Origin of the sequence: Chryseobacterium koreense CCUG 49689 (assembly GCF_001045435.1) — a bacterium.
In the GTDB taxonomy this organism is placed as follows: Bacteria; Bacteroidota; Bacteroidia; order Flavobacteriales; family Weeksellaceae; genus Kaistella; species Kaistella koreensis.
In genome coordinates this window covers 113,231-122,510 of the sequence record NZ_LFNG01000013.1, presented here as the reverse complement: position 1 = coordinate 122,510, position 9,280 = coordinate 113,231, and the positions used below count along the sequence as shown (strand labels likewise).

6 protein-coding genes and 2 rRNA genes are annotated in these 9,280 nt (G+C 41.9%); 2 read left to right on the top strand and 6 right to left on the bottom strand.

Annotated features, from left to right (window positions below):
- Positions 1 to 94 (top strand): 23S ribosomal RNA (locus ACM44_RS10815); the annotation flags it as partial.
- A gap of 64 nt (positions 95 to 158) precedes the next feature.
- A 5S ribosomal RNA gene (rrf, locus tag ACM44_RS10810) occupies positions 159 to 267 on the top strand.
- Between the two features lie 376 nt (positions 268 to 643).
- On the opposite strand, the gene ACM44_RS10805 is transcribed toward rrf, so the two are convergent.
- From ACM44_RS10805 to ACM44_RS10780, 6 genes are all read right to left on the bottom strand, one after another.
- Positions 644 to 982, bottom strand: a complete 339-nt coding sequence (locus tag ACM44_RS10805) for a YkvA family protein (RefSeq protein WP_048500054.1) — start codon at positions 980 to 982, stop codon at positions 644 to 646.
- Positions 983 to 1,050: 68 nt separating this feature from the next.
- Positions 1,051 to 1,605, bottom strand: a complete 555-nt coding sequence (locus tag ACM44_RS10800; protein WP_048500067.1) for a TlpA family protein disulfide reductase — start codon at positions 1,603 to 1,605, stop codon at positions 1,051 to 1,053.
- A gap of 86 nt (positions 1,606 to 1,691) precedes the next feature.
- Positions 1,692 to 2,255, bottom strand: coding sequence for a thioredoxin family protein (locus ACM44_RS10795; RefSeq protein WP_048500053.1), 564 nt, complete (start codon positions 2,253 to 2,255; stop codon positions 1,692 to 1,694).
- 66 nt (positions 2,256 to 2,321) lie between these two features.
- Complete coding sequence (gene aroC / locus ACM44_RS10790) at positions 2,322 to 3,383, bottom strand: chorismate synthase (RefSeq protein ID WP_048500052.1); 1,062 nt, start codon at positions 3,381 to 3,383, stop codon at positions 2,322 to 2,324.
- A 204-nt stretch (positions 3,384 to 3,587) separates the two neighbouring features.
- Positions 3,588 to 3,905: a hypothetical protein gene (locus tag ACM44_RS10785; RefSeq protein WP_048500051.1), complete on the bottom strand. Its 318-nt coding sequence runs from the start codon at positions 3,903 to 3,905 to the stop codon at positions 3,588 to 3,590.
- Between the two features lie 6 nt (positions 3,906 to 3,911).
- Positions 3,912 to 9,242 carry a GEVED domain-containing protein gene (locus tag ACM44_RS10780; protein WP_048500050.1) on the bottom strand — a complete coding sequence of 1,777 codons (5,331 nt, stop codon included), beginning with the start codon at positions 9,240 to 9,242 and terminating at the stop codon, positions 3,912 to 3,914.
- Positions 9,243 to 9,280 lie beyond the last annotated feature (38 nt).

Sequence of the window (9,280 nt, the reverse complement as noted above, 5' to 3'; positions counted from 1 at the left end):
AGGGTCGTGGGAGATGACCACGTCGATAGGCTGCAGGTGTAAAGCCGGCAACGGCATAGCCGAGCAGTACTAATTACCCGTAGATTTATGGCCTGATTGGGCGCCGGGAGGCGCGCTCAAGGTTTGCTCTTTGTGACACACTTTACCGTCAATATATTTAGGGTGGCTATTGCGGAGGGGCTCACCCGTTCCCATTCCGAACACGGAAGTTAAGCCCTCCAGCGCCGATGGTACTGCGACAAGCGGGAGAGTAGGCCGCCGCCAGTTTTTTTTTCAAAACCTCACACCGACCGGTGTGAGGTTTTTTTGTTTAGCGAGCTGGGTGAGATAGGCTGATGATTGACACCGAGATCAAAGGAAGGATAAAGTTTTGGAATGGAGCTAAGCAATAAGGATTACTTTTTTATTTGGAGGTAACTATTATTAGGAGAGGGAACTGGTTTCTTTCTTCGGGAGTATACCCGCAGAATATTGTTAGCCCCGATTGCAGCGGCATCCTTTTTTGGTTGCGTAGCGAAGTCGAAGCCACCAAAAAAGATATAGCGGAAAGCGGGACGGGTAGTTGAAAATGGAAATGAGCCTCACGCTCCCCATAAAAAAACCGCCCAATTTCTTGAGCGGTTAGAAATATTATTTTTTGCGGTTAATCCACGATTTCAGCTTCTATTATTTTGTTGTCTTGCCTTTTTTTAGCTTCCCAAGCCACGAATATTTCGGCTTCTGAGGTAAGCATCGGTATTGCCAAAGCCAGTACCGCTAAATCATCCAAAACTCCAATCACAGGAATCCACTCCGGAATTAGGTCAATCGGTGAAAAAACGTAAAGCAGCATCAATCCAGGGAGAATCACATTCTTGATTTCTGGTTTGTAACCATTTTTTTTCATGGTCGATTTAATCATTCTGAGGATGACTGGTAATTTTTGAACTAAACCTTTGTGTTTGAAAGCTTCCTTTGCAAGTTGTATTTTTGATAATTTCATTTTTGTGTTCGTTTGAAATGCTATGACACTCACAAATTATGTACCAATATTTTTTAATTCAGAGTTCATTATTCCACTGATATGTTGTCAATCATATCATGTACTGATTTAGAATTCCAGTCCTTTGATGCATCCTCTTTTACTAGAATTCTGCCGTTTTTGTCCAAAAGGAAGGTGGTGGGAAACGCCTTCGGCAGAACATTGGCGGTTACCGGACTTTCAGCGATATATACAGGAACCGTGTAGTTGTTCTGCTGCAGGAACTTTTTCACATCCTCTTCTTTGTCCTGCATTGCTACCAGTATAAAATCTACTTTGTCTTTTTTGCTGTCGTAAAGTTTTTGAATGGTCGGCCATTCTTCACGACAAGGTGCACACCAAGTTCCCCAAAAATTGAGCAAAACCAACTTGTTGCCTTTGAAGTTCTTGAGATTGGTGGAAGTGGTATTGATCCCTTTCAGCTGTATGTCGTAATCTGCATCATTGAGCGTGACCGCATTTTCTACCGCTGCAATCGGAAAAAACATGTCGGTTAATTTTAATCGTACCGAAGGAAACGCGAGAATTACTATTAAAATCGCAGATGAAATTAAGTAGAAAATATTCTTTTTAAGAAAAGTCATCATTTTTAGTTATTACTTTGTTAAGGTAGATTTGCAAGATGGAATCGAGCGTCAGAAATACATTTTTGATGTTTTACCAAACGATTTTAGATCAACTCCAGGATTTCCTCGATAGCGTCTTTGCCGCGGTTTTTGGCGTAATAAACCTGCAGGTCGTTGTAGAATTCTTCTCGTGGGTAGCTTTCCGGATTGGCTTTGAATTTGGCTAAAAGCTCGGTGCCATATTTTGGTCGAGGTCCCCAATGATTGATGACGCCGAAATCTTTATTGAGCACTATCACAATTGGAATTGATTGCGTACCATTGACCAAAAACTGATCAATCAAAGAAAGGTCGGAATCGCGCAGGAAGATTTTCACCTCTTTTCCTGCCTCTATGAAAAACCTGGAAACTGCAGGAACAGTAGCGCTCGCATCACCGCACCATGGTTCGGAGATTATCAAAATTTTGCCGTCAAATTTCTTTGATTTTAGGTTTTCCATTTGTGCTTCATCCACCTTAAAAGTTTTTAAGGTCCGTTCCATTCTTTGGAGGCCTAGCTCATAGTACTCTTGTTTTTCGTCTGTCTGGTCTGGATTGTTGGTTGCCCGCATTTTCGCTTCATCCATGTACTGATCAAAAGTCAGTGCTTTTTGCCAATATTCTTTCATTTTTAAAATTTTGTACAAATTTCGTGTTTTTAAAATGGATAAAATGTAATCGAAATCACATTAACATTAAATCCGCCTCATCCGATTGACCAAGAATAGATCCGCCAAGACAAAGCTAGCCAGACTTTCCACAATGGGCACTGCTCTGGGCAAAACGCAGGGGTCATGTCTTCCTTTTCCTTCCAGGATGAGCGGGTTTCCGTCTTTATCTATGCTTTCTTGAGGTCTTAAGATGGTTGCCACGGGTTTAAAAGCCACCCGGAAATAAATATCCATACCATTAGAAATTCCCCCTTGAATTCCGCCTGAGAGATTTGTCTTGGTCGTGAAATCTTCATTAAACAAATCATTGTGTTCTTTGCCGGTCATTCTCGCTCCAAAAAATCCGCTTCCATACTCAAAACCTTTCGCTGCATTAATGCTGAGCATGGCTTTGGCCAGTTCTGCCTGCAGCTTCCCGAAAACCGGTTCGCCAATTCCCACGGGAAGATTTTTGATGACGCAGGTAATGGTGCCACCAATAGTGTTCCCCTCTTTCTTGATTTCCTTGATTTTTGAAATCATTTTTTCCGCAGTTTCTGAATCCGGACAGCGGACATCATTAGAATCTATATTGGAGAAATCTAAGTCCTGGTAAGGTTTCTCGCAAAAAATTTCACCAACTGACGAAACATAGGCAGTGATTTCGACAGTCTTTGGCAAAAGCTGTTTTGCCAAACTTCCGGCAACGACCCAGTTCACAGTTTCACGGGCAGAAGATTTCCCGCCGCCTCGGTAATCGCGGATTCCGAATTTTTGATCATAGGTGAAATCGGCATGGCTGGGTCTATATGCGGTTGAAAGATGCTCGTAATCCTTGGATTTTTGGTTATCATTTTCAATGATGAAACCAATCGGAGTTCCGGTGGTTTTCCCTTCGAAAATGCCGGAAAGGAACTTCACGGTATCACTTTCTTTTCTTTGGGTAACGATGGTGCTTTGACCTGGTTTTCTGCGGTCGAGTTGATGCTGAACCGCATCCAAATCTACATCCAAACCAGCTGGAAAATTGTTGATAATGCCCCCAAAAGCGATTCCATGGCTTTCCCCAAAAGTAGAAAGGGAGAGAAAATTTCCTAAATTGAACATATTACAAAGTTAATCATTTGATTTGAGTTACAACTAACCGAGGCAGGTGCTTATGGTGAACTCCGGGATTAAAAAAGCCGCCTCAAAATTTTTGAAGCGGCTTTAATGATCCTTGCAGCCTATTAGTATGTTTACATGGTAGATTAAGATGTAAAAATTTTAGAGATGAAGAAATATAGGCTTAAGTGTTCATAGAGATGAAATCTAATTTTGGTAATTCCTGCCATACCGCCAAATAGCGATTCCTGCAGTAATCAACAATATCAAAACATATTGGTTAATGGGTACGGAATCCGGCGGTCCGGGCGGTCCACCTCCTTTCAGCAATGCATCATCATCTTCCGTGTATGGTGATTGGTTGAAGCTGTTGTAAGCTTGGGAAGATGAATTTTGATCCATTGAAAAAACATTTTCCTGATTTTGCCACGCAGTGTTGGTCAAGTAACCGTCATCTGCCTTTAAATGGATATTTACAATGATCAATAGGAGTAAAACTAATCTGTATCTATTTTCTGACTTCATTTAGACCTATTTTGGATTGATGATTTTTTTCGTTAAAACTTCTGCATGCTCTGTTTGGACTTTTATGACGGCCACTTTTTGATTGATGCTTACGTATGGAATTCCATATTCTTTGGCATTGATTTCGTTTTTAATCAAAATAAGTCTTCCGGATAAGTCATACAACTCTATTTTCGAAATGCGTTGTTGGGATGATGAGATGAGCCAGCGCTGCAGCTGATTGTCATAGAAGATGTTTAGTGGTGATTTGGGTGTGGTGTTGGCTATTAAAGTTGAACTTTCATAGACAATTTCAAAACGATCATTAAAATGTCCTGTATCGGTCACGAACTCGTAAGGCGATTCCACCAGATTATGCACTATATTGCTGGTTTGGTCTTTAAGGTAGATGTTTTGTGCACCGTGTGGGGCGAATAATCCCTCTGTGAGGAAAAGCCCGATTCTGTATGCGCCTGTCTGCGGTGCAGAATAGCCGATCGCGACCACGTCTTTGTTGCTGAAATTTGGGGAACGCCCCTGAATAGACAGTTCTTTCAAACCTGCGATGCTGTATATGTCCAAATCATCGCCCATAGACAGACCGTCATACATGAAGTCAAGTTCATTGGTGGCTCCGTGGATATAGCCGATAAGCGCCTGTGCGGATTTGTTGTCATCCTTTTTGGTGAAATCCAGCCAAAATCTGTTGACCGACTGATTGTTTCTGTAATAGGTATCTTTATCCAACACTGATCTCATTTCGTTGTTAAATGTGAATAAGCCGTCAGCATTTGCTTTCCCCCTAATGAAAAACGCCTGTGCTCCCGGAATCTGCCCGTTCCAACTTCCGGCGATAGGGTTGCCTGAGATATCGGTGGTAGATGTTGCAGGGATGGTTCCGGTGAAGTTTTTCACTACATAGTGGTTATTGGGATTGGAGCTGTATGCTTGTCCGTTGTTATAGAAAGGATTTGGAACTGCACCTGTACCATTGGCATGGGCCCAGAAATACAAGGCGCCATCACTATTATATGGTTCGGAGGGGTCCGCAGAATCGCTAAGCAGGTCTTTATTGCTTTGCAGGTTCAGCATTTTTTCCGCATCAATCGCCGATGGATATGGATTGGACAATAATACCCACTTGTCTTCCAAACCTTCGTCCACATCTGGGGTAGAAGGATTGTCTTGTCTGTTGCCGGTTTTAAAAGGTGTGGTAATGGTTCCGTTGTTCGGAACGCCATCGAAGTGCAATGGGAAGCGGTTTCCTGCAGTCCAGCCATTTCCGATTTTTGCGATGTAGCCCATTGCCGGGGTCATCAGGCTATTAGGATTAATTGCGTTGCTCCATTTACCCGGACTTCCGGCAGGTGCAGGAGCACTTATCCAGGAATAGTAAGCGGACATGGTTCCGCCGGAGGAAAACGGGAGCCTGCTAAATTGGCTGTCTTTTGTTGGGGATCCCAGATAAACAAAATCATTTGACCAGGCTTTGGAAGTATTGCGCTTATAGGTGATTTTTCCAATGTTGTTTACGGCCACTTCTTGCACAAGACTTCCGGTGTCTTCAATAATGAAATTGGACTGATCACCGTGGTTGATGATTTCTTTCTTGATGTTCATCCCCGCCCCGGACGCAATTTTTAGGTTGCCTGATTCCTGGATTTCTAAGCTTAATGCTAAAGCAACCGCTGCAACAGATATGATCGGCTTATTGGCTACATTTGGAATATTGACGCAGTTTTTATTGGTCGGTACGCCAAAAGGCAGCCAGTTGTTAGCAGCGTGCCAGTCGCTGGAGACCGCGCCCGTCCAGGTTTTATCGCAAGGTATCTCTTTTTGGAATTCTACCGCCCAATCATGCATTTTCACGCCTGCACCATTTAATGTGCCCACCAAGCGAATATGCGGATAGACAGGCATCGTCGATAGGTCAAAGGATTTCTTTCCATCTCCGGTTTCTGAAATATTGGTGTAACCTGCAACATCCGTCCAACCTGCAATTCCGTCCGCCGATTGCTGTACTTTCAAGGTCAAACTTCCATCGCCCAGCGTCTGGTTCCACGTAATACCTTTGTAGGCTGTAGCATCCTGAACAGATGCAAAATGGATCGGTGTGGAGGTGATGGTGCCGGAAGGAAGAGCATCTGCTACTACATCATCAATATAAAAGCGGGCTACACCATTTCCGTTCCAATTTGAATTATAAGTCATTACAAATTTAATGACTTGCATACCCGTATAGCTGCTCACATTCACCGTTTTGTCTTGACGATTATTATTTCCTTGAGCGAGTGTTGCACCAACAGTTCCGTTAATATCGGTCAAAGTCCCGCCAATCTTAAACTCTAATTTTGTATTTGGATTAGGATCACTACAGCAGGAAACATAATGGTAGGCGCCTCCTTTGAAGGAAATTTGAGATACATTGGTCAAATCAATTTGCTGGGAAATCACAATTGTTCCACTGGCGGATTGAAATATAGTATTCCCAGATCCCATGCCTAACCAGTTATCGGGATAACTGGCATTTGCATTGTTATACACAGCTACGGTTTTTCCGGCTCCATTTGCTCCTGTAACGGTCCATCCATTTGTGTTTCCCGAAGTAAAATCTCCATTCACCATCATGTTTCCGCCTGCTGATGTCACCACATCATTATTTCCATCTGCCGTAACTCCACTCAAAGCATCCGTCAGGAATTGTGCCTGGGTCGTTTGGAACCAGTCTGGAATTTCTTTGGGTGTTTGATAGGTGAAGCTATAGGTTTCAGTAGAGTAGGTACTCCAAACATTTGCAGCTCCTCTAACCCTGGCTCTTACATAATATGTGGCTCCATTTACTGGCGTAAAAGCATTGTTGAAAGTAAAGTTGATCTCAGTATTCGCAAGATAAATTCCTGTGAAAGTCTGCGTCCAAGAAGTTCCTGAAAAATCAGGAAAAGTATTGATTTCCAGCTCATAATCTGTTGCGCCATATTCTGCATGGCTTAGCCTAAAGACAGGTTGAAAAGTCTCTATTCTACTATTGTTAAAAGCCAATTGGTCGGTTCCGCCGTAATTATAAAATTTTACATTATTTGGTGTTTCCGTTTGTTTCCACTGCCAATCTATAGTAGAGTTTTGTGTTATAGCAAAAGTTGTGGAAGCTCCTGTCCCTGTAGCTGGGACACTTCCCGTGCCGATCCAGCCGGTAATGATGTATCCTGGTCTTGTTCCGGAAGTTGCGGTAACAGATGAATTATTGGTAAGCGTGTAAGTTCCGTCGGCGTAGGAGGCTCCTGAGTAGGCTTGGGAAACGGTTAATGTGGGATTTGAAACTGCAAGTACATTTATAGAATAATCTTCTGTTTCTCCATATTCAAAGGTTTTGTCATAATCATTAGCGGTAACGACATCATCATGCAAGAACGAACGTATTCTTAACCTTTTTGTGCCTGCCGTTGCAGTTGATGGAACATTTATGCTGAAACTCATAATCTGGTTTCCTGATGTTGTATTGGGAGATATTCCTATGTATTCGTTTGCATCAGCAAAATCTCCATCTTCATTCCAATCTACCCATACAGCAATTTTACCGCTATTGTAAGGTGCACCCAAATCACGATAAGTGGTATTTAAAGTGTGTGTAGTGCCTGGATAAACATCTGTACTGAGATTATATTTGTTATATCCCGTAGGAGTATTTCTATAAATAGTAGCTGCATTTGCCGCATAATTAGTAATGGAAGTAGTATTATTAATACTTCCTATACTTACATTCCCAATCTGTATATATCCCACATCTCCAATTGCACCTGCATTTGCATACTGGTAGGCAGCATGTTTATATGGGTCAACCGCTGTATAGGTTATCGTTAGATAAGGTTTGTTTGGATCAGAATATCCTGCGATCACATAATACCTTACGGTGGTTCCAGTTCCCCATGAAGGGCTAAAACTTACAGGAAAAAATGCCATGTCATTGCCGGATTTCTTTTCTATTTCATCAATAGCCATTGTGTTAGTACCGGGCTTTAAATCTACAGCTGCCCAGGTTCCGGCATTCTGGTTCGGCATAAAATTATATGCTCCGGTAGAATTGTTTGCTGCCGTTATCGCATTATAAAGAAGATTATAATTACTTAGCCAAACTAATCTTGAGAGGTCAAAACTCGTATGGCCTACGTTAATGCTGGAAGCCGCCCCTCCCATTGTTCCGCCTTTGCTGTTTATATATAGGGATATTGTTGCAGCTGTAACACCAGATAATGATGGCAGCGAAGTAAGGTTGAATGTAGCCCACCCTCTATACCACCCTCCCGAATAACCTGCTGCAATATTACCGCTTCCACCACCTGAACTATAAGTTTGGCCGGAAGAGTAATTTGCTGTGAAGGGATATGCTGTTGCAGTTGGGTCTATAGCGATAGGATATGTCCTTGCCTCGTCAACTATCCACTTTGCTTTAACTTTGATAAATAGATTAATAAAATCTCCATCTTTTTCAAAACTTATTTCGGGGGACATCTGTGCAGGAAGCCCCATCACGTCAGAAGAATAATCTTCTACAATTTCCGGTGCGGAATACTCATAAATTACTTTTCCATCAACATCTATAACAAAAATCCCAGGAATGGTTTGGTATTCTTTCTTTAGCTTATTATAATGTTTATAGTTGTCAATGATTTTAAAATTATCGGGTAATTTAATTTTTTCGGTAAAAACCAAGTAATCTGCATTTAAAGGTATTTTTCCTAAACTTTGTTTATCTGGAATAATGTAGTTTAGTTTTCTTTGACCTGATTTTACAGTGAACTCTGCAGAAATAGTTCCAAACAAATTATCATAATATACTTTATCACCTTTAATCAATGCTGGTATATCTGAGCCATTTTGGACATTTACCGCCTGTCCATTCACCTCCCAATACATTTGCGTATTTAGGAATTCTTTGATTTTGCCTTCTTTGGTTTGGGATACGATCCCTTTGTCGGAAGTGATTCCGAAATAGGATTCCATCAGGTTGGCTGTGTTGGAATAGGGGAAGTCCTCTGAGGCATTTTTTTTAATATGCGTGTCAATATCTTCCCACCTCCCGTTTTTGGAATAATGAATGGGACCAGCACCGATGACCGCCGTCATGCTTCCGTCCGCATTTTTGAAATGCTTGGAAAAAGCGTCCCTTTTAGAAATTTCTTCCGTTTTACCTTTCATCATTTCCAGGGGATTTCCCTCCACCGGCTTTATAGCCTGAACAGATTTTGCGGAAGCCTGAAGGATTGACTGGTCGGTTTTGTTTTGCCCCAAACTCCAGAGAGAAAACAGCAAAACAGAAAAAACCAAAAGCCTTTTTTGAATGATTGAAGATATTTTTTTCATCAGAATGTGTAGGATTAGATCGCTTTTATCAAGTGTGT

Excerpts from the sequence above, each read along its gene's own strand:
- ACM44_RS10805 (WP_048500054.1), bottom strand. The coding sequence starts at position 982 with ATGAAATTATCAAAAATACAACTTGCAAAGGAAGCTTTCAAACACAAA.
- ACM44_RS10800 (WP_048500067.1), bottom strand. The coding sequence starts at position 1,605 with ATGACTTTTCTTAAAAAGAATATTTTCTACTTAATTTCATCTGCGATT.
- ACM44_RS10795 (WP_048500053.1), bottom strand. The coding sequence starts at position 2,255 with ATGAAAGAATATTGGCAAAAAGCACTGACTTTTGATCAGTACATGGAT.
- aroC (WP_048500052.1), bottom strand. The coding sequence starts at position 3,383 with ATGTTCAATTTAGGAAATTTTCTCTCCCTTTCTACTTTTGGGGAAAGC.
- ACM44_RS10785 (WP_048500051.1), bottom strand. The coding sequence starts at position 3,905 with ATGAAGTCAGAAAATAGATACAGATTAGTTTTACTCCTATTGATCATT.
- ACM44_RS10780 (WP_048500050.1), bottom strand. The coding sequence starts at position 9,242 with ATGAAAAAAATATCTTCAATCATTCAAAAAAGGCTTTTGGTTTTTTCT.